This window comes from Hamadaea sp. NPDC051192, from assembly GCF_040682475.1.
Taxonomy (GTDB): Bacteria; Actinomycetota; Actinomycetes; order Mycobacteriales; family Micromonosporaceae; genus Hamadaea; species Hamadaea flava.
In genome coordinates, this window is record NZ_JBFBAZ010000090.1 from 1 (window position 1) to 22,533 (window position 22,533).

Sequence of the window (22,533 nt, forward strand, 5' to 3'; positions counted from 1 at the left end):
ATCCGAAGGGTGACCCACTCTCCCGGCCACACCACCGGAGACCGACCTACACGTGAGCCCGTACACACACCGTCACGTCAGGCCGTACGCGGACACACGCACGCCGGATCCAACGCACCCCGAACCCACGCACTCCGAACCCACGCTGGATCCGACGTATGCCGGGTGCGAAGCCTGGGCCACGCACACAGGTCTCGCGCACGCGCCGAACCCGTAGACGCCGAGCCGGCCCCACACTGGGTTCGCTCGCAACAGGTTCGCTCGCAACAGGTTCGCTCGCAAACGGGTTCGCAGCCTTGGGCACGCCGACGCATGCCGCAAGATGGCGACCGCCAACCGCGCTGGGGATTAGACCACGTACTAGCTCGGTGGAATCGGGCCAGCGAATCGGGTCAGCGAATCGGCTCGGCGAACGTGCCTCCGATCTCACCCCCGCTCCGGGAGGTGTGTCGCCGCAACCCCGGCGCCCTCCGAGGCCTCCGGCCATACCGCTCGCGTGACCTATCGCGTGGCGGTCCGCATCTCCGGAGAACCCCGACGATCCAGCAGCCGTTGGGCCGACGAACCGCGTTCTTGTGCTTAGCCCAGCCGGGTATGGCACGTGCAGCACTGCGAGGCAGACCGCGGTGCCGAGCCACACCCACCGAGCAGGCCCAGCCGCGAATCCAGCCAGCCCCACCGGGCCAGGCCCCACCGACCCAGGCCCACTGCGCTATGCACCCCGCTGCCCACTGCGCTAGGTGCCCCGCTGCCCACTGCGCTAGGTGCCCCACTGCCCGCTAGGCCCACTGCCCGCTTGGCCGCCTGCCCGCTTGCCCGCTAGGCCCGCTTGCCCGCTAGGCCCGCTTGCCCGCTAGGCCCGCCTGCCCGCCTGCCCGCTAGGCCCACTGCCGAGTAGGCCCTCTGAGCCGGCTTACAGGCCGCCCTTGGCCGAACCGACCAGGCCGGCCAGCCTGGTCCGAACCACTCGCCCCGAACCAGTCGCGCCGAACCAGCCCAGCTCGTGCCACCGCACGGACGGCCGCCGAAGCGACTGGGATGCCGCTCCAGCACCGCCCGAGCCAGGTCGGGGAGCCAAATCTCACGGACCGCCACCGGCAACCCGATCCGACCCGCGACCGGGAGCGTCGGGACCGGAGGACCCGAGGACCGGATGACAGGAGGCCGGGGGAGCGCGGCACCCAGGCGAACGGGAGCCATGGGTCTCAGGGATGGGGAGGCCGGGAGACCGAGGCTCGCTGGAATCGGGGTTCCGCCGGAATCAAGGTCCGCCAGGATCAGGGACTGCCGGGATCGAGGCCGCCAGGATCGGGACCGCCAGGATCAGGGGCAGGCCGGACCACGTCACCCACCTGACGCGCAGCCGCAGCGCCGACCGCTGCGTGACACGGCCACCTCACACGGCTGCGCCGCCACGCCACGCCACGGCACGGCACGGCCACACCAGCACACCAGCACACCAGCACACCAGCACACCAGCACACCAGCACACCGGGCATACCGGTACCGCCGATCCGCCCCAACCGGAATCGACCAGATCCCCTGACACCAAATCCGACCGAGCGAGCGCCCGCCGAGCGAACGCACCGACCAGCGCCACCGACCGCGACTCGAGGACCCGCCCCAGAAGCCCAGGCGCCGTCCTCACCTCAACCCGCGCGCCCCGGCGCCCACAGTAGGAATCCCAGTCCGAGGCACCCGGCACAACCAACCCGCGCCAACCAAGAGTGACCCCACCCCGGGGAAGGGGAGCGACCAACCGATGTTTCACGTGAAACACGGAGATCCACAACGAGAACGGCCCGGCCGCTCCAAGCGACCGGGCCGTACGAGATGGTGCGAGGCGGAGCGAGCTGGCACAAGGCCATGCGAGATATTTCGGATTACTCCTGGCGGTCCACGCCGATGATGCCGACGATGCGCTCCAGGTCGTCCACCGTCGCGAACTCGATCGTGATCTTCCCCTTGGAGCGGCCGATGTCGACCTTCACCCGGGTGTCGAATCGGTTGGAGAGGCGGTCGGCCAGATCCGTCAGGGCCGGCGCGTGCGGCTTGGTCCGGCGGGCGGCGGGGGACTTCTCAGCCGGCGTACCGTCGGACAGCGCGAGCGTGACGAGTTCTTCGACGGCCCGGACGGAGAGGCCTTCGGCGACGATGCGGGTCGCCAGCTCCTCCTGCCTCCCCGAGTCGTCCAGCCCCAGGAGCGCCCGGGCGTGGCCGGCGCTCAGTACGCCCGCCGCCACCCGACGCTGCACCGGCGCCGGCAGGTTCAGCAGCCGGATGGTGTTCGAGATCTGCGGCCGACTGCGGCCGATCCGGCGCGCGAGTTCTTCGTGCGTCGCCCCGAACTCCTCCAGCAGCTGCTGGTACGCGGCCGCCTCTTCGAGCGGGTTCAGCTGCGCCCGGTGGATGTTCTCCAGGAGGGCGTCCCGGAGCATGTCGTCGTCCCGGGTGTCCCGGATGATCGCCGGGATGAGGTCCTTGCCGACCGCCTGGGCGGCGCGCCAACGGCGCTCGCCCATGACGAGTTCGTATTTGTCCGCACCGAGGTCGCGGACCACGATCGGCTGGAGGAAGCCGACCTCCTGGATGGAGATCTTCAGCTCCTCCAGTGCCTCCTCGTCGAAGACCGTTCGGGGCTGCTTCGGGTTGGGGACGATCGAGTCGACCGAGATCTCGGCGAACCGTGCGCCCGGAACCGGAGCCAGCTCACGCGGATCGGGTGCGGCGGGGGTCGGGGGAGCGGCGGGCGGGACGACTTCCGCCGCCGGCGTACTCTGCCGGGGCGCTGCGGGCGCCGGCTCCTCAGGTGCGGCGGCGGGCGCCGGTCCGGTCGGGATCAGCGCGCCGAGGCCACGCCCCAGCCCGCCCTTCGGCCGTGCAGCGGCACTCATGCGGTGACTCCGATCTTCGCGCCGCGCTCGGCGATCTCCTGGGCTGCCTCGAAGTAGCTCGTCGCCCCACGGGAGCCCGGGTCGTACGTCATGACCGACTGGCCGTAGCTGGGCGCCTCGGACACCCGCACGTTGCGGGGGATCACCGAGGTGAGCACCTTGTCCCCGAAGTGGTTGCGGACGTCCTGCTCGACCGCGTCCGCCAGGCGCGTACGCCGGTCGTACATGGTCAGCAGGATCGTCGACACGTCCAGCGTCGGGTTCAGGTGGGCCTTCACGAGGTTGATGTTGTTGAGGAGCTGGTTCAGACCCTCCAGCGCGTAGTACTCGCACTGGATCGGGATCAGCACCTCCTGCGCCGCGACGAGAGCGTTGACCGTCAGCAGGCCGAGCGACGGCGGGCAGTCGATGAAGACGTAGTCGAACTCGGTCGGGTACGCCTGGATGGCCCGCCCGAGGCGGGACTCTCGCGCGACGACCGAGACGAGTTCGATCTCGGCACCGGCCAGGTCGATCGTCGCCGGTACGCAGTGCAGGTTCGGGATGCCCTCGACCGGCTGGGCGACGTCGGCCAGCGGCACGTTCTCGATGAGGCAGTCGTAGACGTCCGGGATGCCGGCGTGGTGGGGGACGTTCAACCCGGTTGAGGCGTTGCCCTGAGGGTCGAGGTCGACCACCAGTACGCGGTTGCCGTGCAGCGCGAGGGCGACCGCCAGGTTCACGGTCGTCGTGGTCTTGCCGACGCCGCCCTTCTGGTTCGCCACACACATGACACGGGGCCGGGCCGGGCGAGGCATGGTGATCTCGCCGCTAGGGTTCAGAATCTGCACGGCTCGCATAGCCTCCATCGCCAGCGGCGGGTCGTCCTCGCGCGGCTCGGCCGCCGCTTCCTCTGCACCGTACGTGTTCGCCACGGGGACCTCGGTTTCGACATGCGCAGCGTTGGTGGCGGTCGCGCCGGGGACCGCGCTGACTGGACGGGGAGACGGGCTCGGACGGGTGCCGGGCGGGTTCGGGGGAGCGGGGGCGTACCCCGTCACGGTTCGCGGTGGCTCCGCCTCGCGCTGGCCCACCGGCTCAGCCTCACGTTGGGCACCCGATTCGGCGTACTCGGGTGCCAGAAAGGTCGGTGTCCGCGGCTGCGGCACCGATGTTTCACGTGAAACATCGTTCTGCACGGTCACATCCCTGCCCCTGATGGATGACGGCTCGACCGCGTCGTTGACCCGCACCAGAAGGGGGTCCACACAAACGACGCGCGGCCAGCCTACGGCGCTGGCGCTCGTGATTCCAGTTGAGTCCACCGGTCGGGCATCGTCAACGGCACGAACCGGCGGGGTGAACACCGCTAGTCCGTTCACCAGCAGCAGGCGACCCGCTACGCGCGGCACAGCTCCAGTGGGCCATCCCACACCCTGAGACCCCACGCCCGAAGACGGTGGCGGGGGCACTGGGGCCGGACGTGAAAGACGTTCGACGTCGGCCAAGCTTCTCGGGCGCCGACCCCCGCGTACCCCCACCTTCGACCCCCATGCGCGCCTCGCGCCCAGGGCCGGATCACCGCCGCGACCGCGCCCCTGAGCGTGCCGCCTTAGACGGCTTCGACTTCGTCCGCGCGATGCACGCCACCTCGACCACGGTGGTCGGCGGCTCGATCAGGCCTTCACCGCAGCGCACGACCACGGCGGGACCGCCGCCGAGACGAGTGACCGCCGCCTGGTGCTCGGCGATCTCCTCCGCGGCGGAGGAGCCCTTGAGTGCCAACATCCGACCGCCGATCCGGGCCAGCGGAAGGCACCACGCGGCCAGCCGATCCAGCGGTGCGACCGCTCGGGCCGTCACCACATCCGCCTCCGCGCCGGCCGCTTCCTCAGCCCGTCCTCGATGGACGGTCACGTTGCCGAGTTCGAGAGCCTCCACCACCTCGGTGAGGAAAGCGGTGCGTCGCGCCAGCGGCTCGATGAGGGTGACCGAAATGTCGGACCGAGCCACTGCGAGCACGATACCCGGCAGACCGGCCCCGGAGCCGACATCAACCACCGTTTCCCCGGAGGAAATCAACTCGGCCACCACCGCACAGTTGAGGAGGTGGCGATCCCAGATCCGGGGCGCCTCCCGCGGGCCGATCAGTCCGCGTACAACTCCTTCGGTGGCAAGGAGTTGCGCGTAGCGCGACGCGAGCTCGAGGCGGGACCCGAACAGACGGGTGGCCGCTGGTTCCAGAGAAGCAGGAACCCCGCCGGCCGAAGAGTCCGGCGCGGCGGGGTCATGGGTCATGTGATCCATTATCGCGGTCGTCACACCGGGTGGACGACGATCCGGCGGTTCGGCTCGACGCCTTCCGACTCGCTCTCGACGCCCTCGGCCGCGTTGACCACGTCGTGGACGCACTTGCGCTCGAACGCCGACATGGGCTCCAGCCGCACCGGCTCGCCATGCTCGCGCACCTTCTCGATCGCGTTCTTGGCGACCGCGACGAGTTCCTTCTTGCGGTTGGCCCGGTAGCCGCCGACGTCGAGCAGCAGCCGGCTCGGCGCCCCGGTCTCGCGGTAGACCGCGAGCCGGGTCAGTTCCTGCAGGGCCTCCAGGGTCGCGCCGCGCGGTCCGACGAGTGCGCCCAGGCGCTCGCCGACCACCTCGACCATCGGGCGTCCCCCCGAGACCATCTCGTCGATGTCGCCGTCGAAGTCGAGGATGTCCAGCAGACCCTCGACATAGTCGGCTGCGATCTCGCTCTGGTGGAAGAGCTCCTCGTCGCCGGCCGGTTCCGAACTCTGCTCCGCCTCAGCGGTCGCCGCCACGTCCGCCGGCTCTTCGGCGGCCAACGCCTCGGTCTTCGTCTCGGTCACGCTGCTGTCTCCGTTGGTTGTTGCGATGGCTTAGGGGGCGTGGCTCAGCCGACCTTCGGCTTCGAGCCGCCCTTCTTCGGGTTCGTCGGCTTCGCGCCGACCTTGGGCGCCAGCGCCTTGCGCTGGGCCTCGATCAGCTCGACGTCCTCGCCCTTCTTCGCCTTGGGCTTGGGTTCGACCGGCTTGCCGTTCACCAGCGGCGGGTACTTCTTCAGCACCCAGAACTGCTGGCCCAGCGAGAAGATGTTGGTCGTCGTCCAGTACAGGATCAAACCGAGGGGGAAGGCCGACACCGAGATGATCATCGTCAGCGGGATGCCGTAGAGCATCAGCCGCTGGACCATCCGCTGCTGGGGGTCCTCGCTCCAGCCGGTCTTCAGGATCATCTGGCGGCTGGTGAGGTAGGTGGTCGCGATCATGATGACGCCGAAGATCACACAGAGAACCGTGGCCAGGCCGCCGTTGCGCAGCGTCGCGCCGATCGAGACGCCGAAGAGCTCGGCGTCGCTCGCGCTGTGGAAGAGCGCCTCGCTCCACCCGTAGAGCGTGGGGTTGTGCTGGCCGCTGTCGAGTCGCCGGATGACGTGGAAGACGCCGAGGAAGATGGGCATCTGGATCAGCAGCGGAAGGCAGCCCATCAGCGGGTTGGCCTTCTCGGTGCGGTAGAGCTCCATCATCTCTTTCTGGAGCGTCTCCCGGTCACCCTTGTGCTTCTCCTGCAGCGCCTTCATCTTCGGCTGGATCGCCTGCATGGCGCGCTGAGAGCGGATCTGCTTGACGAAGAGCGGGAAGAGGATGCCTCGGACGGTGAGCACCAGGAAGACGATCGAGAGGACCCAGTCCCAGTTGGTCGACAGCCACTCGCCGACGCCGATCTCGTCGAAGACCCAGTGCCAGGCGAGCATGACCCACGACACCGCGTAGTAGATCGGATCAAGCATTAGGGTTGCGCTCCAGTCGCCTCGTTACGGCGGTGGGCGGCGGCCGGCGGAACCGGATCGAACCCACCAGGGTGGAAGGGGTGACACCGTCCGATCCGCCGGATCGCCAGCCAGCTACCCCGCAACGCGCCGTGGACGGCGAGCGCCTCCAGCGCGTAGGCGCTGCAAGACGGGTAGAACCGGCAGCGGGCCGGCAGGCCCGGACTTATCCAACGACGGTACGCGATAACTCCCAGCGCCAGCACGCGACCGGGGAGTGTCGCAGGTCGCGCTACACCAGGCAGGGTCTTCACGAGCCCTCCCTCTTGCGGCGCGGGCGAGCCGCGGCTACAAGCGCGGCGTCCAGGTCCGCGCTCAGCTGATCGAACGCCGCGTGGGCCGCCGCCGGCAACGCGCGCACCACCAGAGTGGTTCCCAACGGGTACGCCGAGAGCCGTGCCGCGACAAGGTGACGTAGTCGACGCTTGACCTTGTTCCGGACAACCGCACCGCCGACGGCCTTCGATACGACAAAACCGGCACGGGGTGCGGACATGACACAGCCCGGGGCCTCTACGGTCCCGGGCTGGTCGATGCTGGTCTTCAAGTGGACGACCACGGTGCCCCGGCCGACACGTCGGCCGGCGCGGACGGCGTCAGCGAACTCGCGGCTGCTCCGCAGACGATTCGCGGCCGGCAGCATGCGGCACCGCTCCGCTCGGCTCAGACGGCCAGGCGGGCGCGACCCTTTTCCCGGCGGGCGGACAGGACGGCGCGGCCGGCACGGGTGCGCATGCGCAGCCGGAAGCCGTGGGTCTTGGCGCGCCGACGGTTGTTCGGCTGGTACGTGCGCTTGCTCACGTCAGGCTCTCCTGCGGTCATCCCCGCTCCTGGACGGTGGCGGGGGAGGTCTTCCGACGGTCGTCTCGACTGTCTTTTCGGCCGCCACCCTAGCATCCTTCTCAGGAGCGCTGGGCAGCGGAGCAACCTGTCCAGGGTACACGCTGCGTCGATCTGCGACCAAAGCGCGGTGGTCTTGTGGTCGCTGCCTCGTTATCCTGCTGGGACCCGGGTGGGGGCCGGGAAGCGCTCGCGCGAGCCGCCAGGAGTGCGGTCTATGCCACGTGACCGCCCCGGGGCCACGCGGCGCGGGGGTTGTGGATAACTTAGCTCGATGCCGTTGTGCGCAGAGTCCGCGCCGCGGGCGTCCGGGGAGAAGGTTGGGGGGCGAGAAGAGTGGGAGACCTCGACGCGGTCTGGGTGAACGCCGTCAACGATCTCGCCGACCAGATCATCTCGCCGCAGCAGCGGGCGTACCTTCAGCTCACTCGGCTGCGCGCGATCGTCGAGGACACCGCTCTGCTGTCGGTGCCGGACCCGTACACCCGGGACTTCATCGAAAGCCGGATGCGCCCGCAGATCACCGACGCGCTGTCGCGGAACCTCGGCCGGCCGATACAGGTCGCCGTGACCGTCCGGCCGCCGGAGGACGACACTCAACGCGCACCGCTTTACATGGGTGGCGGCTACGGCACTCCCGCGCCCGCCGCCCCGCCGACGCCGCGCCCGGCTCCGGTGGAGGAACCTCGCCCGGAGATTCAGCGGGCGCTGTCCTATCCGAGTGGGGCGTACCCGCCGGTGGCGATCACTCCGCCCCCGGACGGTGAGGACGCGTTGTTCGCCGTGCCGACTCAGCCGGTGCCACGGGAGCCCGCCCACGACGGAGCCCCCGAGAGCGGGCCCGGTCGCCTCGGGTCGCCTGGCGCGCCGGCCCCGTCCGTCTCCCCGGCCGAAGGTCGCGGTCCGCTCGGCGGCCGCCCGCCCGCGCCCGAGACCGGTGGCAACCGGCTCAATCCGAAGTACATGTTCGAGACGTTCGTCATCGGCTCCTCGAACCGGTTCGCCCACGCCGCCGCGGTGGCGGTCGCCGAGTCGCCGGCGAAGGCGTACAACCCGTTGTTCATCTACGGCGGTTCCGGGCTGGGCAAGACGCACCTGTTGCATGCGATCGGCCACTACGCCCAGCAGCTGGGCAACGCCCGCGGCGTGCGCTACGTCTCGACCGAAGAGTTCACCAACGACTTCATCAACTCCCTGCGCGACGACAAGCAGAGCGCGTTCCAGCGCCGCTATCGGGACGTCGACATCCTGCTGATCGACGACATCCAGTTCCTTGAGAACCGGGAGCGTACGCAGGAGGAGTTCTTCCACACCTTCAACACCCTCCACAACGCGAACAAGCAGATCGTGATCACCTCCGACCGGTCGCCGAAGCAGCTGGCCACTTTGGAGGATCGGCTGCGTACGCGGTTCGAGTGGGGCCTGCTCGCCGACATCCAGCCGCCCGACCTGGAGACGCGGATCGCGATCCTGCAGAAGAAGGCGGCGCAGGACCGGTTGTTCGCGCCGCCCGAGGTGCTGGAGTTCGTCGCGTCGCGGATCTCCAACTCGATCCGGGAACTCGAGGGCGCGCTGATCCGAGTGACGGCGTACGCCTCACTGTCCCGCTCGCCGGTGAGCCTGCAGATCGCCGAGGAGGTGCTCCGCGACTTCATCCCGGACGGCACCGCCCCGGAGATCACCGCCGACCAGATCATGGTGTCCACAGCGGACTACTTCGGGGTGAGCCTGGAGGACCTGCGCGGGCACTCCCGGTCGCGGGTGCTCGTCAACGCCCGCCAGGTCGCCATGTATCTGTGCCGGGAGCTGACGGCCATGTCGCTGCCCCGGATCGGATCGGCGTTCGGCGGGCGCGATCACACCACGGTGATGCACGCCGAGCGGAAGATCCGGCAGCAGATGGCGGAGCGGCGTTCGCTCTACAACCAGATCGCGGAACTCACCAACCGCATCAAGCAAACGCCCTGACCTGCACGAAAGACACTTCGGCGGGCGGTGTGACCAGACGGTCGCGCCGCCCGCCGCTCTATATCGACGTCTGTCGTCGAGTTATCCCCAACCGGTGGACAAAGGTTGTGGATTGGCTGTGGATATGTGTGGACAAAAAATTGTCCCTGTGGATTCAGTGTGGACAACCGACCAAGATCCGTGGACAGGTTTCCATGATCCGTGGATATCCCTGTGTACAACGCCCTTCGGGCGGTCCGCCCGATCGGTGGATAACCCGGTGGATAACCTGTGGAAGTCTTGTGGGGAACGTGTGGGCAAGAGTGGACACTCTGTGTACACAGAATGTCCTGTGGATGGAGGGCCCGGTTTTCCACGGCTTCATCCACCGGTTGTCCACCGGCCCTGAACCCGGATGAGCAGCGGAAACGGCAGTTATCCCCAGTTTCCACAGCCCCTACTATTACGACGGTAGAGACTTCTAAGAAGAAGAAAACCCAATCTTCGGTGTGTGGATGTTGGTGGGCTGCCGGCGGGCCGACCCCTCCGAGCACCCGCACCGGAGAAGCCATAGGGTGGTTCACCGTCACACCTCGTCGTTAGGGTCGATAGTCCGTAAGAAGCTCTCGCCGACCCGACGCCCTGACAAGAGATCCCCGGAGGCCTCGCATGAAGTTCCGTGTTGAGCGCGACGCGCTTGCCGACGCCGTTGCGTGGACCGCAAAGAGCCTGCCCAGCCGGCCGTCGGTGCCGGTCCTCGCGGGTGTGATGCTGCGCGTCGCCGACGGCCGCCTGCACGTCTCCGGCTTCGACTACGAGGTGTCGAGCCAGGTCGACGTCGAGGTACAGGCGGACGCCGACGGCGCCGCGCTGGTCTCCGGCCGGCTGCTGGCCGAGATCACCAAGGCGCTCCCGGCCAAGCCGGTGGAGATCGCCGCCGTCGGCTCGCACCTCGAACTCGTCTGCGGCAGCGCGCGGTTCACGCTGCCGACGATGCCGGTCGAGGACTACCCGACGCTGCCCGAGCTGCCGCAGAGCGCCGGCACCGTCGACGCCGCCACGTTCGCCGCCGCCGTCGCCCAGGTCGCCATCGCGGCCGGCCGGGACGAGACGCTGCCCATGATGACCGGCGTACGCCTGGAGCTGTCCGGCTCGACGATCGCGCTGCTCGCCACCGACCGGTACCGGCTCGCCGTCCGCGAGATCAGCTGGGAGCCGGCCGCCGACGACGTCGAGACCACCGCTCTCGTGCCGGCCCGGACGCTGGCCGACACCGCCAAGACGCTCGGCCCGCTGGGCGGCAGCGTGACGGTGGCACTCGCGACCGCCGGTGCGGGCGAGGGCATGATCGGTTTCGCCGGAGGCACCCGGAAGACCACGAGCCGCCTGCTCGACGGCCAGTCCTACCCGCCGGTGCGGTCGCTGTTCCCGGCGTCGTTCAACGCCGAGGCTCGGGTGCCGGTGAGCGCCCTCGTCGAGGTCGTCAAGCGCGTGTCGCTGGTCGCCGAGAAGGCCACCCCGATCCGGCTGTCGTTCACCGAGGAAGGTCTCGTCGTCGAGGCGGGCGGCACCGAGGAGGCGCGGGCGAGCGAGGCGATGGAGGCCACCTTCACCGGTGAGCCGTTCACGATCGCGTTCAACCCGCAGTACCTCATCGACGGGCTGGGCGCGCTCGGCGCGGCGACCGCCGTCTTCGGGTTCACCGACGCGTTCAAGCCCGCGGTCCTCATGCCGGCCGGCGACGACGGCGAGGTTGTGCCGGGTTACCGCTATCTGATCATGCCGATTCGGGTCGGGCGCTAGCCTGAACCTTCAGGGGGGCGGGCCGCGCGCCGAAGATCGCCGCGTCCGGCGCCCGTCTCGAACTAGGCAAGCACACCTGAGTGGAGTGACCATGCAACTCGGACTCATCGGCCTCGGCAAGATGGGCGGCAACATGCGGGACCGCCTGCGCGAGGCCGGCCATGAGGTCGTCGGCTTCGACCGCAACCCCGACCTGTCGGACGCGGCGAGCCTGGAAGAGCTGGTCGGCAAGTTGCAGGCGCCGCGCGCGATCTGGGTGATGGTGCCCGCCGGTGTCACCGAGGCCACCATCGACGCCCTGGGCGCGCTGTTGAGCGAGGGCGACATCGTCATCGATGGTGGGAACTCCCGGTTCTCCGACGACGGTCCCCGGGCCGAGAAGCTCGCCGAGTCCGGCATCGGCTACATCGATGCCGGGGTGTCCGGCGGCGTGTGGGGCAAGCAGAACGGCTACGCGCTCATGGTCGGCGGTTCCGACGCCGACGTCGCCCGGCTCATGCCGATCTTCGAGTCGCTGAAGCCGGCCGGCGAGTTCGGCTTCGTCCACGCCGGTCCGGTCGGCGCCGGTCACTACGCCAAGATGGTGCACAACGGCATCGAATACGGCCTCATGCACGCGTACGCCGAGGGCTTCGAGCTGCTGGAGAAGTCGGAGCTGGTGCAGAACGTGCCCGGCGTGTTCCGGTCGTGGCGGGAAGGCACCGTCGTCCGCTCCTGGCTGCTGGACCTGATGGACAACGCGCTGACCGCCGACCCGCACCTGGACGAGCTGAAGGGCTACGCCGAGGACACCGGCGAGGGCCGCTGGACGGTCGAGGAGGCCATCCGTCTCGCGGTGCCGATGCACGTCATCGCCGCGTCGCTGTTCGCCCGGTTCGCCTCGCGGCAGGACGACTCGCCGGCGATGAAGGCGATCGCGGCGCTGCGCAACCAGTTCGGCGGGCACGCCGTCACCAAGAGCTAGCCAGCATGTACGTTCGCCGGCTGGAGCTCGTCGACATCCGCTCGTACGCGCGGGTGGCGGTCGACCTCCAGCCGGGGCCGAACGTGCTCGTCGGCCCGAACGGCGTCGGCAAGACCAACCTCGTCGAGGCGATGGGCTACGTCGCCACGCTCTCCAGCCACCGAGTCGCGAACGACGCACCGATGGTTCGGGCGGGCGCGGGGAGCGGCGTGATCCGCTGCGCGATCGTGCACGAGGGCCGTGAGCTGCTCGTCGAGCTGGAGATCGTGCCGGGCAAGGCCAATCGGGCCCGGCTGGGCCGGTCGCCCGTACGCCGGGCGCGGGATGTCCTCGGCGCGCTGCGCCTCGTCCTGTTCGCTCCCGAGGATCTTTCGCTGGTCCGGGGCGACCCGGCTGAGCGGCGCAAGTATCTGGACGAGCTGCTGGTGCTCCGGCAGCCTCGGATGGCGGCGGTCCGCTCCGACTACGAGCGCGTGCTCAAGCAGCGCAACGCCCTGCTGCGTACCTCCTATCTGACCCGCCGGGTGAATCGGACGGCCGGCGACCTGTCCACCCTCGACGTCTGGAACCAGCATCTCGCTCAGCACGGCGCCATGCTGCTCGGTGCCCGGCTGGCGCTGGTCGACGCGCTGGCGCCGCATCTGGCGAAGGCGTATGACGCGGTTTCGGGCGGCGGTGCGATGCCAGGTGCCGCCACCGCCGTGTATCAGAGCACGGTCGCCGAGCCGACTCCGGAAGCAGTGCTCTCGGCGCTCCAGGCGGCTCGTCAGTCCGAGGTCGACCGGGGGATGACACTGGTCGGCCCGCATCGGGACGAACTCGCCCTGTCCCTGGGGCAACTGCCCGTGAAGGGCTATGCGAGTCACGGTGAATCGTGGTCCTTCGCCTTGGCGTTGCGGCTGGCGGCGTACGAGTTGTTGAGAGCGGACGGTCTGGAGCCGGTCCTGGCGCTGGACGACGTCTTCGCGGAACTGGACAGCGGGCGGCGCCAGCGGCTGGCCGCGTTGGTCGGCGACGCGGCCCAGGTGATCGTGACGTGCGCCGTCGCGGCCGACGTGCCGGACGAACTGGCGGGTGTCCGTTTCACCGTCACACCGGGAGAGGTGCACCGTGAGTGACGAAGAACTCAAGGGTCCGGAGTTGGCGCGGGCCGTGCTGGACGCGGCGAAGGTCAAGCGCGCCGCGCGCGCGACCCAGCCGCGCAAGTCGCCGGAGGAGTACCGGCCACGCGGCTACAGCGGACCCGGGCCCGATCCGCGTGACCCGGCGAAGTTCGGCGACGTGCTGGCCCGGCTGATCAAAGCCCGCGGCTGGCAGAAGCCCGCCGCCGAGGCGACGGTCTTCGGCGCGTGGGAGAAGGTTGTCGGCCCGGAGATCGCGGCCCGCTGCCGCCCGGTCAAGCTCGAGGAGAAGGAGTTGACCGTCGAGGCGGAGTCCACCGCCTGGGCCACCCAGCTCCGCGCGGTCGCCCCGACGATCATCAAGCGGATCGCGGCCGAGGTGGGCAACAACGTCGTGGTCCGGGTCCGCATCCACGGCCCGGCCGCGCCGTCCTGGTCCAAAGGTCCCCGACGGGTACGCGGACAGGGGCCGGGCGACACCTACGGCTGAGCCGCCGCGCCGGTCAGAACTCCGCGTAGACGGCGAAGCCGCGGTCGGCGCAGCGCCGGTAGAAGCTGGCCAGCACGGCCAGCTCGGAGAGCGGGAAGCTCCACTGCGGCGCTCCGCCGTCGTCGTCGCGCAGCGAGTCCAGCCGTCCCTCGAGCCATTTGAGCTGCTGTTCGGCCAGCCGCCCCTCCGAGAGCGCTGTTCTCAGCACGTCGGCGACGGTGTCGAAGGTGACGGTGACGCCCAGACTGGCATGTCCGGCGACGAACTTCTCCAGGCCGCCCGCGATCCAGGCGCAGGTGTCCGGGTCGATCACCGGGTCTTCGTCCTCGGCCGCCGCGTCGGTGGCGTAGAGCACGCCTTCGAGCCCGAGGAGCAGATCGAGCAGCTCCGTGTACGCCGTGGCCCGGACGGTGCCGGTGCGAGCGATGTGCCCGGCCAGGGCTGCGGTCGGGGCCTCGGTCGTAGGCTTTTCCGCGATGCCCGCGAAGTCGACGAACTCGGCCGGGGCGACCGGGTCGTAGAAGCGGCCGGTCGCCGGCCACTGCACGGCGACGTTGTCCAGCCCCATCGTCAGTCCCCTTCGGTGTGGGTGTCCGGCCAGAGGTACCTGCGTCGGACGTGATCGCCGACGGCTTGCCGTCGGCAAGGCATCACAGACACGCGGGCAACCTACGGCATCGCGCCGATACTCCGCTATCCCGCACGGGGTCTGTGATTCGGGCGGCTGTCCGGTGCCGGACAGGGCGACCGGACGCGGTCGGTTTGACGGCACCCGCGTGGGGGGAGTTGCGGACGGGCGTGTTCGGGCCGCTACGGGGCCGTCAGGTACCCCATCGGAGCCATTCAGATGCGACTCGGCGGGTGCCGCGTACGCAGGATGTCGGTGTCACCCAGTAGGATTGCGGTGGCAGTCGCTCGAGCTCGGCTGGGCACGCTTAGCCAGGCACGGCTGCCGACAAGGCATTAACGGAAGGACGAGCGTGGCCGCGTCTAACAAGCAGGATTACAACGCCGCATCACTCACTGTTCTCGAGGGTCTCGAAGCGGTGCGCAAACGCCCCGGCATGTACATCGGTTCCACCGGTGAGCGGGGCCTGCACCACCTGGTCTGGGAGATCGTCGACAACGCGGTCGACGAGGCGTTGGCGGGCTACGCCGACACCATTGACGTGGTGCTCCTCGCCGACGGGGGAGTGAAGGTCACCGACAACGGGCGTGGCCTCCCGGTCGACATCCACCCCAAGATGAAGATCCCGGGCACCGAGGTCGCCTTCACCCAGCTGCACGCGGGCGGCAAGTTCGACGGGAAGGCCTACGCGGTCTCCGGCGGTCTGCACGGTGTGGGTGCGGCCGTCGTGAACGCCCTGTCGACCCGGGTGACGTTGGAGATCCGCCAGCAGGGGTTCGTCTGGCGGCAGGAGTTCGTCCGCGCCAAGGCGGGTCCGCTGGAGAAGGGTGAGAAGGCCACCGACTCGGGTTCGGCTGTCACCTTCTGGCCGGACGGCGACATCTTCGAGACCACCGAGTTCTCGTTCGAGACGATCTACCGCCGGCTTCAGGAGCGCGCGTTCCTGAACCGCGGCCTGAAGATCAGCCTGCGCGACGAGCGCAAGGAGGACGCCGAGCCGACCGAGGTCACCTTCCTCTACAAGGGAGGCATCGCCGACTTCGTCCGGCACCTCAACGCGACCAAGACGCCGATCCACAAGTCGGTCGTCGAGTTCAACGCCGACGGCGACGGGCACGCCGTCGAGGTCGCGATGCAGTGGAACGAGTCCTATGGCGAGTCGGTCTACACCTTCGCCAACATGATCAACACCCATGAGGGCGGTACGCACGAGGAAGGCTTCCGGGCCGCGCTGACGACCGTCATCAACAAGTACGGCATCGACAAGAAGCTGCTCAAGGGTGACGACAAGCTCTCCGGTGAGGACATCCGGGAAGGCCTGACCGCCATCGTCTCGGTGAAGGTCGCCAACCCGCAGTTCGAGGGGCAGACCAAGACCAAGCTGGGCAACACCGAGATCAAGAGCTTCGTGCAGAAGGTCTGCAACGACCGGCTGGCCGACTGGCTGGAGCGCAATCCCGCCGAGGCGAAGGTCGTCATCACGAAGGCCTCCCAGGCCGCCCGGGCCCGTGTCGCCGCCGCCCAGGCGCGCAAGCTGGCCCGGCGCAAGTCGCTGTTGGAGTCCGGCTCGATGCCGGGCAAGCTGGCCGACTGCCAGTCCACCGACCCCCGTGAGTGCGAGCTGTTCATCGTCGAGGGCGACTCGGCCGGCGGCTCGGCGAAGCAGGGCCGCGACCCGAAGATCCAGGCCATCCTGCCGATCCGCGGCAAGATCCTGAACGTCGAGAAGGCCCGCATCGACCGGGTGCTCAAGAACAACGAGGTCCAGGCGCTGATCACCGCGCTCGGCACGGGCATCCACGACGACTTCGACATCGAGAAGCTGCGTTACCACAAGATCGTGCTGATGGCCGACGCCGACGTCGACGGCCAGCACATCCAGACCCTGCTGCTGACCCTGTTGTTCCGGTTCATGCGGCCGCTGGTCGAGCTGGGCCACGTCTACCTGGCGTCCCCGCCGCTCTACAAGATCAAGTGGAACAAGAAGGGCGACGACGCTCAGTACGCGTACTCCGACCGTGAGCGCGACGGTCTGATCGCGCTGCGCCAGGAGAAGCGGGCGAACGCCAAGCCCGACGACATCCAGCGGTTCAAGGGTCTGGGTGAGATGAACTACCCGGAGCTGTGGGAGACCACGATGAACCCCGCCACGCGTACGCTCCGCCACGTCACTCTCGACGACGCGGCAACAGCGGACGAGCTTTTCAGCGTCCTGATGGGCGAGGACGTGGAGGCGCGGCGCTCGTTCATTCAGCGCAACGCCAAGGACGTGCGGTTCCTGGACATCTGACCCCCACCCCCGACCTCGCAGGCTGACTACGCAAGGACACCACAGAAGTGACTGAGACTCCGTTCGACGAGAACGCCGAAGAGATCGCCGAAGAGGCGACGGAGCGGAACCGCATCGAGCCCGTCGGGCTCGAGGTGGAGATGCAGCGCTCCTTCCTCGATTACGCGATGAGCGTGATCATGAGCCGGGCGCTGCCGGACGTCCGGGACGGCCTCAAGCCGGTGCACCGCAAGATCCTGTACGCGATGTACGACTCGGGCTACCGCCCGGACCGGGGCTACGTGAAGTGCTCCCGGGTCGTCGGCGACGTGATGGGTCAGTTCCACCCGCACGGCGACAGCGCGATCTACGACACCCTGGTCCGGATGGGCCAGCCGTGGTCGCTGCGCTACCCGCTGATCGACGGCAACGGCAACTTCGGCTCCCCGGGCAACGACCCGGCGGCCGCCATGCGGTACACCGAGGCGCGCCTCTTCCCGCTGGCCATGGAGCTGCTCCGGGACATCGACGAGGACACCGTCGACATGGTCCCGAACTACGACAACCGCACCACCGAGCCCACGATCCTGCCGGCCCGGTTCCCGAACCTCCTGGTGAACGGCTCCGAGGGCATCGCGGTCGGCATGGCGACCAAGATCCCGCCGCACAACCTGCGGGAGATCGCCGCGGCCGTCCAGTGGTGCCTGGCGAACCCGGAGGTCGACGAGGCCACCACGCTCGACGAGCTGATCAAGATCGTCAAGGGCCCGGACTTCCCGACCCACGGCCTCATCGTCGGCGTCTCCACCATCGAGGAGGCGTACCGGACCGGCCGCGGCTCGATCCGGATGCGCGCGGTGGTGGAGGTCGAGGAGGACAAGCGCGGGCGTACCTGCCTCGTCGTGACCGAGCTGCCCTACCAGGTCAACCCGGACAACCTCGCCGAGCGCATGGCCGACCTGATCAAGGAGGGCAAGCTCGCCGGCATCTCCGACATCCGCGACGAGTCCTCCGGGCGTACCGGTCTGCGGCTGATCGTCGTGCTCAAGCGGGACGCCGTCGCCAAGGTCGTCCTGAACAACCTCTACAAGCACACGCAGCTGCAGGAGACGTTCGGCGCCAACATGCTGGCGCTCGTCGACGGCGTGCCGCGGACGCTCAACCTGGCCCAGTTCGTGCGCTACTACGTGGCGCACCAGATCGAGGTCATCCAGCGGCGTACCGCCTTCCGCCTGCGCAAGGCGGAGGAGCGCGCGCACATCTTGCGCGGTCTGGTCAAGGCGCTGGACCAGCTCGACGAGGTCATCGCCCTGATCCGGCGGTCGCCCACGGTGGAGGAGGCCCGCACCGGCCTCATGGCGCTGCTGGACATCGACGAGATCCAGGCCACCGCGATCCTGGACATGCAGCTGCGTCGTCTGGCCGCTCTCGAGCGCCAGAAGATCATCGACGAGTTGGCCAAGATCGAGATCGAGATCGCCGACCTCAAGGACATCCTCGCCAAGCCCGAGCGGCAGCGGAAGATCGTCTCCGACGAGCTGACCGAGATCGTCAACAAGTGGGGCGACGAGCGCCGCACGAAGATCATCCCGTTCGACGGCGAGGTCTCCATGGAGGACCTCATCGCCCGCGAGGACGTCGTCGTCACCATCACCCGCACCGGGTACGCCAAGCGGACCAAGGTCGACCTCTATCGTTCGCAGAAGCGTGGCGGCAAGGGCGTGTCGGGGGCGACGCTGCGGCAGGACGACATCGTCAGCCACTTCTTCGTGTGCTCCACTCACGACTGGATCCTGTTCTTCACGAACAAGGGCCGGGTCTACCGGGCCAAGGCGTACGAGCTGCCGGAGGCGTCGCGGACCGCCAAGGGCCAGCACGTCGCCAACCTCCTGGCGTTCCAGCCCGAGGAGCAGATCGCCCAGGTCATCGAGATCCAGAACTACGGCGTGGCGCCGTACCTGGTGCTCGCGACGAAGAACGGTCTGGTCAAGAAGACGGCGCTGACCGAGTTCGACTCGAACCGGTCCGGCGGCATCATCGCGATCAACCTCAAGGACGACGACGAACTCGTCGGCGCGGCCCTGGGCGGCTCCGAGGACGACCTGCTGCTCGTCAGCAAGCAGGCTCAAGCGATCCGGTTCAAGGCGACCGACGAGACGCTGCGCCCGATGGGCCGGGCCACCTCCGGCGTGATCGGCATGCGCTTCGGCGACGGCGACGAGCTGCTGGCCATGGAGGTCGTTCGCGAGGGCATGGAGTTCGACGTTCTGGTCGCCACGAATGGCGGTTACGCCAAACGGACCCCGATCGACGAATATCCTGTACAGGGTCGCGGCGGAAAGGGAGTTCTCACCGCTAAGATCACCGAGCGCCGTGGCGGACTGGTCGGCGCGGTCGTTATCAGCCCGGACGATGAACTCTTCGCCATCACAAGCAACGGCGGAGTTATACGAACTCCGGTGAAGCCTGTACGGCGGACGCGCGATCGGAACACAATGGGTGTGAAGCTCATGGACCTCCCAGAGGGCGTAACCATCGTCGCGATTGCACGCAATGCCGACGAACCGGACGAACAGGACTAATGGATGACGGAGACACAGGCGATGTCGGGTGCCGCGGGGGCCTCGGCGAATCCGGTCGATGACGGTGACGCGGAGGCCAACGCCTCGGCGGGCCGGACGGCCGTCGGTCGCGCGACAGTCCCCGCAGACAGCATCACGCCAGCCGGTGAGGAAACTCCAGCGGGCTCTCCGGACGCCGCCGCTGGGCGGTCCCCGTCGGCGGAGGCGCCCAAGCCCGAGACCACTGGCAGTAGTACGACGAGTTTCACCCGCCCGCCGGGGATGACTCCGCCCGCGGAACGTCCGCCGGCCGGGGCGCCGCCCCGCGGTGCGGCGACCGTCGGGCGTACCCCGCTGAAATCGGTCCAGGCGGCCGGGCAGCTGGGCGCGGCCCGGGTGACCGAGGCTGTCCGCGCGGCCCGATCGAACGTGAGCGCCGCCGCCTCCCGCGGTCCGCGGCGCGCACGTCTGGCGATCAAGCGGATCGACCCGTGGTCCGTGATGAAGTTCTCGTTCGCCGTGTCGCTTGTGCTCTTCCTCGTCGTGATCGTCGCGACGTCCGTGCTCTACCTGGCGCTGAACGCGATGGGCGTCTTCGACTCCATCAACAGCAGCATCGGAGAGCTGGCCAGTTCCAGCGGCGGCGGCACCGGCGCGGCCGAGTTCAAGATCACGGCGGGCGGCGTCATCGGCACCGCGGCCCTGATCGGCGCGGTCAACGTGGTGCTGTTCACCGCGCTGGCCACGCTCGGCGCGTTCATCTACAACGTCTGCTCCGACCTCGTCGGCGGCATCGAGGTGACGCTCGCAGAGCGCGACTGACGAACGCACGAACGCGGCCGGGTGGCATCCATGACCACCCGGCCGCGCCACACCGATACCGATTTGGGTCGGACCCAGATCGTGCGGTAAGGTTCGTTGTCGCTGAGGGGCTATAGCTCAGTCGGTTAGAGCGCAGAGCTGATAACTCTGAGGTCGCTGGTTCGATTCCAGCTAGCCCCACCCTTCACCCCATGGCACGAGCGCCGTCTCGACGAGCACAAAGGTGTGCATCATGTGGAAGAAGCTTCTGATCATCGCCGGTGTCATCGGTGCCGCGGCCATCGTCGCGAAGAAGGTCAAGGACGCGAACCACGATCGGGCGGTCTGGCACGAGGCGATCACCGCCACGGACGCTCGCTAGCCTGGGGCTGACCGAAACCGCTGTGGTAGAAATGGTCACAGCTTCGGGGCCTTAGCTCAATTGGCAGAGCACCGCCTTTGCAAGGCGGGGGTTAGGAGTTCGATTCTCCTAGGCTCCACTCCTCACCATCCCCGCTGATCCTTAGTGGTCTGCGATTCTCGTGAAAGAAAAATGGGGCCTCGGTATGAGGCCCCATTTCTCTGGTAGCGCGTCAGGCGCGAACTGCCTGGAGGTCTGCCGAACGAGCCGGCTGCGGCATGGGGGCGTCCGTGCGGGCGATCATCGCGGCCGGGACGGCGAGGATGGCGATCTCCACTCCGAACAGCATCCGCTGGAGCAGCCCGTCGATCGGGTACTGCTGAAGGAACTGCGCGACGGACCAGCTCGGCGCCATGTCCGGCAGGCGGCTCGCCAGGCAGCCGATCATGAGTACGCAGCCGGCCACCGACAGCACCCGTACAGCCGTCGCCGCCCGAGCGGACGAGGTACGCATACGCGCTGCCACGTAGAGCCCAGCGATCGGCAGGATGCCCAGTACGCCGACAGCCGCCACGCGGTGGATCCAGCCGGACGTCGAGGTGACCGCCGCACCGGGATCGGTGGGGAAGAGGGCCACGAGGACCACCGAGGTGATCCAGGCGCTCAGCAGTGTGGCGGGTGCTCCCCGGAGGCGTACGCCGATCCGGCCGAGGCCGGTCGCGACGGCGGCTCCGGCGAAGGCGAGGGCGAACACCGCGCCGGTGAACAGCGTGGCCGCCTTGGCTCCGGCGTAGACGTAGAGGCTGGCCGGAGTCGCGAAGGGATTCACCTCTTCGGTGTACGCGAAGATCAGCACCAGCATCGAGATCGCCGACGCCGCGAGGGTCAGCAGAGCAGCCTTGCCGTTGCCGATTACATCGACAAATGTGGCTGTCGGGCGTCGGTAGACCTCGGGATACGTCGCGTAATTCGCCATGGATCAAGGCTCGAAGATTCGGGCCCATTTCCGAATCCGGTGGCCTGGAGAGTTCTCTGTCGGGCTAGCCCCACCCTTAAGGGAAGGATTTCCCCCGTACGAGACGGCAACCTCGACAGCGTCTCGGACGTCTCTCACCATGGAGACACCAGCACCCTGAAGGGGGTTGATCGCCGTGGGACAGTTGACCGCCGTCCGGCCCGAGCAGGCCGAGCATGTTGACGAGTTCGACGCCTTCGTTCGCGCGCGCAAGCCCGCGCTGCTGCGGGCGGCGTACTTGCTCACCGGGGATCAGCACCTCGCTGAGGACCTCGTGCAGACCGCCTTGGCGCGTACGCACGGCTCGTGGAACCGGCTCAACGACAGCGGCAACGCCGAGGCGTACACCCGGAAGGTGATGTATCACCTGCAGGTGAGCTGGTGGCGGCGCCGCCGCGTGGCCGAGGTGCTGCCGGGGGAGTTGCCTGATCGGCAGCGCAGCCGGCTCGCTGAGGACTCCGGGCAGATCACGTTGCGGATCACCCTGCGGGCGGCCCTGCTGCGGCTGACCGCCAAGCAGCGGGCGGTCCTCGTTCTGCGGTTCTTCGAGGACCGCAGTGAGGTGGAGGCGGCGGACGCCCTCGGCGTGAGCGTCGGCACGGTCAAGTCGCAGACTTCCAAGGCGCTGGCCAAGCTGCGCGAGATCGCGCCCGAGTTGGAAGGTCTGATGATCGGCGGATCGACGAAGTGAGCGAAGTCAGTCAGGTCGACGACACCCTGCGAATTCTGCTCCGAGATCTGGCCAAGGAATCCGCGCGCCCGACGATCAGGCCGGGGCGCCGATTGTCGACCCGGCATGGCACAGTGTCGGCCATGCCGTCCCTCAGCGCACGAATCATCCTCGCCCTGACCGTCGTCTACGGCGGAGCCGTGGCGATTCTGGCGATCCTCCACTCGGACGCCGTCGGGACCTTCGCCGCCATCGGCGGAGTGGTCATCGGCATCCTCTGGGTCCTGCGCGGACTCTTCTTCAAGAATCAGGCCTGAGTCCTCAGGAACCAGAGTCTTCA

General features: G+C 68.5%; 21 protein-coding genes and 2 tRNA genes. 13 read left to right on the forward strand and 10 right to left on the reverse strand.

Annotated features, from left to right (window positions below):
• Positions 1 to 1,883 precede the first annotated feature (1,883 nt).
• From AB0M47_RS29195 to rpmH, 8 genes are all read right to left on the reverse strand, one after another.
• Positions 1,884 to 2,894, reverse strand: a complete 1,011-nt coding sequence (locus AB0M47_RS29195) for a ParB/RepB/Spo0J family partition protein (RefSeq protein WP_363419674.1) — start codon at positions 2,892 to 2,894, stop codon at positions 1,884 to 1,886.
• Positions 2,891 to 3,934, reverse strand: coding sequence for a ParA family protein (locus AB0M47_RS29200; RefSeq protein WP_363419715.1), 1,044 nt, complete (start codon positions 3,932 to 3,934; stop codon positions 2,891 to 2,893). The genes AB0M47_RS29195 and AB0M47_RS29200 overlap by 4 nt, the downstream gene beginning before the upstream one ends.
• A gap of 517 nt (positions 3,935 to 4,451) precedes the next feature.
• Positions 4,452 to 5,180, reverse strand: coding sequence for a 16S rRNA (guanine(527)-N(7))-methyltransferase RsmG (gene rsmG / locus AB0M47_RS29205; protein WP_363419676.1), 729 nt, complete (start codon positions 5,178 to 5,180; stop codon positions 4,452 to 4,454).
• A gap of 11 nt (positions 5,181 to 5,191) precedes the next feature.
• The gene (locus AB0M47_RS29210) at positions 5,192 to 5,695 is read right to left on the reverse strand and encodes a R3H domain-containing nucleic acid-binding protein (RefSeq protein ID WP_363419717.1); all 504 of its coding nucleotides are present in this window, start codon (positions 5,693 to 5,695) and stop codon (positions 5,192 to 5,194) included.
• Between the two features lie 92 nt (positions 5,696 to 5,787).
• Positions 5,788 to 6,684, reverse strand: coding sequence for a membrane protein insertase YidC (yidC, locus tag AB0M47_RS29215; protein WP_363419677.1), 897 nt, complete (start codon positions 6,682 to 6,684; stop codon positions 5,788 to 5,790).
• A complete protein-coding gene (yidD, locus tag AB0M47_RS29220) occupies positions 6,684 to 6,929 on the reverse strand; it encodes a membrane protein insertion efficiency factor YidD (protein WP_253763744.1) in 246 nt (81 codons plus the stop codon). The genes yidC and yidD overlap by 1 nt, the downstream gene beginning before the upstream one ends.
• Positions 6,930 to 6,973: 44 nt before the next feature.
• The gene (gene rnpA, locus AB0M47_RS29225) at positions 6,974 to 7,366 is read right to left on the reverse strand and encodes a ribonuclease P protein component (RefSeq protein ID WP_363419679.1); all 393 of its coding nucleotides are present in this window, start codon (positions 7,364 to 7,366) and stop codon (positions 6,974 to 6,976) included.
• A gap of 20 nt (positions 7,367 to 7,386) precedes the next feature.
• Positions 7,387 to 7,524, reverse strand: coding sequence for a 50S ribosomal protein L34 (rpmH, locus tag AB0M47_RS29230; RefSeq protein ID WP_253759201.1), 138 nt, complete (start codon positions 7,522 to 7,524; stop codon positions 7,387 to 7,389).
• A 375-nt stretch (positions 7,525 to 7,899) separates the two neighbouring features.
• Here rpmH and dnaA point away from each other — a divergent pair, with 375 nt between their 5' ends.
• The 5 genes from dnaA to AB0M47_RS29255 all read left to right on the forward strand — a co-directional run bounded on the left by dnaA (position 7,900) and on the right by AB0M47_RS29255 (position 13,888).
• Positions 7,900 to 9,531, forward strand: a complete 1,632-nt coding sequence (gene dnaA / locus AB0M47_RS29235) for a chromosomal replication initiator protein DnaA (protein ID WP_363419681.1) — start codon at positions 7,900 to 7,902, stop codon at positions 9,529 to 9,531.
• Between the two features lie 648 nt (positions 9,532 to 10,179).
• Positions 10,180 to 11,313, forward strand: coding sequence for a DNA polymerase III subunit beta (gene dnaN, locus AB0M47_RS29240; protein WP_253759205.1), 1,134 nt, complete (start codon positions 10,180 to 10,182; stop codon positions 11,311 to 11,313).
• Positions 11,314 to 11,404: 91 nt separating this feature from the next.
• A complete protein-coding gene (gnd, locus tag AB0M47_RS29245) occupies positions 11,405 to 12,277 on the forward strand; it encodes a phosphogluconate dehydrogenase (NAD(+)-dependent, decarboxylating) (RefSeq protein WP_363419684.1) in 873 nt (290 codons plus the stop codon).
• 5 nt (positions 12,278 to 12,282) lie between these two features.
• A complete protein-coding gene (recF, locus tag AB0M47_RS29250) occupies positions 12,283 to 13,395 on the forward strand; it encodes a DNA replication/repair protein RecF (RefSeq protein WP_363419686.1) in 1,113 nt (370 codons plus the stop codon).
• A complete protein-coding gene (locus AB0M47_RS29255; protein WP_253759212.1) occupies positions 13,388 to 13,888 on the forward strand; it encodes a DciA family protein in 501 nt (166 codons plus the stop codon). Before recF ends, AB0M47_RS29255 begins: the two co-directional genes overlap by 8 nt.
• A gap of 13 nt (positions 13,889 to 13,901) precedes the next feature.
• Here AB0M47_RS29255 and AB0M47_RS29260 read toward each other — a convergent pair whose 3' ends face one another.
• On the reverse strand, positions 13,902 to 14,456 hold the full coding sequence (locus AB0M47_RS29260; protein ID WP_363419688.1) for a hypothetical protein: 555 nt from the start codon (positions 14,454 to 14,456) through the stop codon (positions 13,902 to 13,904).
• Positions 14,457 to 14,868: 412 nt separating this feature from the next.
• On the opposite strand from AB0M47_RS29260, the gene gyrB reads away from it, so the two are divergent.
• From gyrB to AB0M47_RS29290, 6 genes are all read left to right on the forward strand, one after another.
• On the forward strand, positions 14,869 to 16,806 hold the full coding sequence (gene gyrB, locus AB0M47_RS29265) for a DNA topoisomerase (ATP-hydrolyzing) subunit B (protein ID WP_363419690.1): 1,938 nt from the start codon (positions 14,869 to 14,871) through the stop codon (positions 16,804 to 16,806).
• A gap of 83 nt (positions 16,807 to 16,889) precedes the next feature.
• Entirely contained in the window at positions 16,890 to 19,367 is a 2,478-nt protein-coding gene (gene gyrA, locus AB0M47_RS29270) for a DNA gyrase subunit A (RefSeq protein WP_363419719.1), read from the forward strand.
• Between the two features lie 3 nt (positions 19,368 to 19,370).
• Positions 19,371 to 20,168 carry a DUF3566 domain-containing protein gene (locus AB0M47_RS29275; RefSeq protein WP_363419692.1) on the forward strand — a complete coding sequence of 266 codons (798 nt, stop codon included), beginning with the start codon at positions 19,371 to 19,373 and terminating at the stop codon, positions 20,166 to 20,168.
• Between the two features lie 106 nt (positions 20,169 to 20,274).
• Positions 20,275 to 20,348: transfer RNA gene (locus tag AB0M47_RS29280), tRNA-Ile, on the forward strand.
• Between the two features lie 52 nt (positions 20,349 to 20,400).
• Positions 20,401 to 20,529: a DLW-39 family protein gene (locus AB0M47_RS29285; RefSeq protein ID WP_253759219.1), complete on the forward strand. Its 129-nt coding sequence runs from the start codon at positions 20,401 to 20,403 to the stop codon at positions 20,527 to 20,529.
• A 45-nt stretch (positions 20,530 to 20,574) separates the two neighbouring features.
• Positions 20,575 to 20,647, forward strand: a tRNA-Ala gene (locus AB0M47_RS29290).
• A 93-nt stretch (positions 20,648 to 20,740) separates the two neighbouring features.
• Here AB0M47_RS29290 and AB0M47_RS29295 read toward each other — a convergent pair.
• The gene (locus tag AB0M47_RS29295) at positions 20,741 to 21,484 is read right to left on the reverse strand and encodes a DUF998 domain-containing protein (protein WP_363419694.1); all 744 of its coding nucleotides are present in this window, start codon (positions 21,482 to 21,484) and stop codon (positions 20,741 to 20,743) included.
• Between the two features lie 175 nt (positions 21,485 to 21,659).
• Here AB0M47_RS29295 and AB0M47_RS29300 point away from each other — a divergent pair, with 175 nt between their 5' ends.
• Together AB0M47_RS29300 and AB0M47_RS29305 are read left to right on the forward strand one after the other, a co-directional pair.
• A complete protein-coding gene (locus AB0M47_RS29300) occupies positions 21,660 to 22,214 on the forward strand; it encodes a SigE family RNA polymerase sigma factor (RefSeq protein WP_363419696.1) in 555 nt (184 codons plus the stop codon).
• Positions 22,215 to 22,336: 122 nt separating this feature from the next.
• Positions 22,337 to 22,510: a hypothetical protein gene (locus tag AB0M47_RS29305; protein ID WP_363419698.1), complete on the forward strand. Its 174-nt coding sequence runs from the start codon at positions 22,337 to 22,339 to the stop codon at positions 22,508 to 22,510.
• Positions 22,511 to 22,533: the final 23 nt, after the last annotated feature.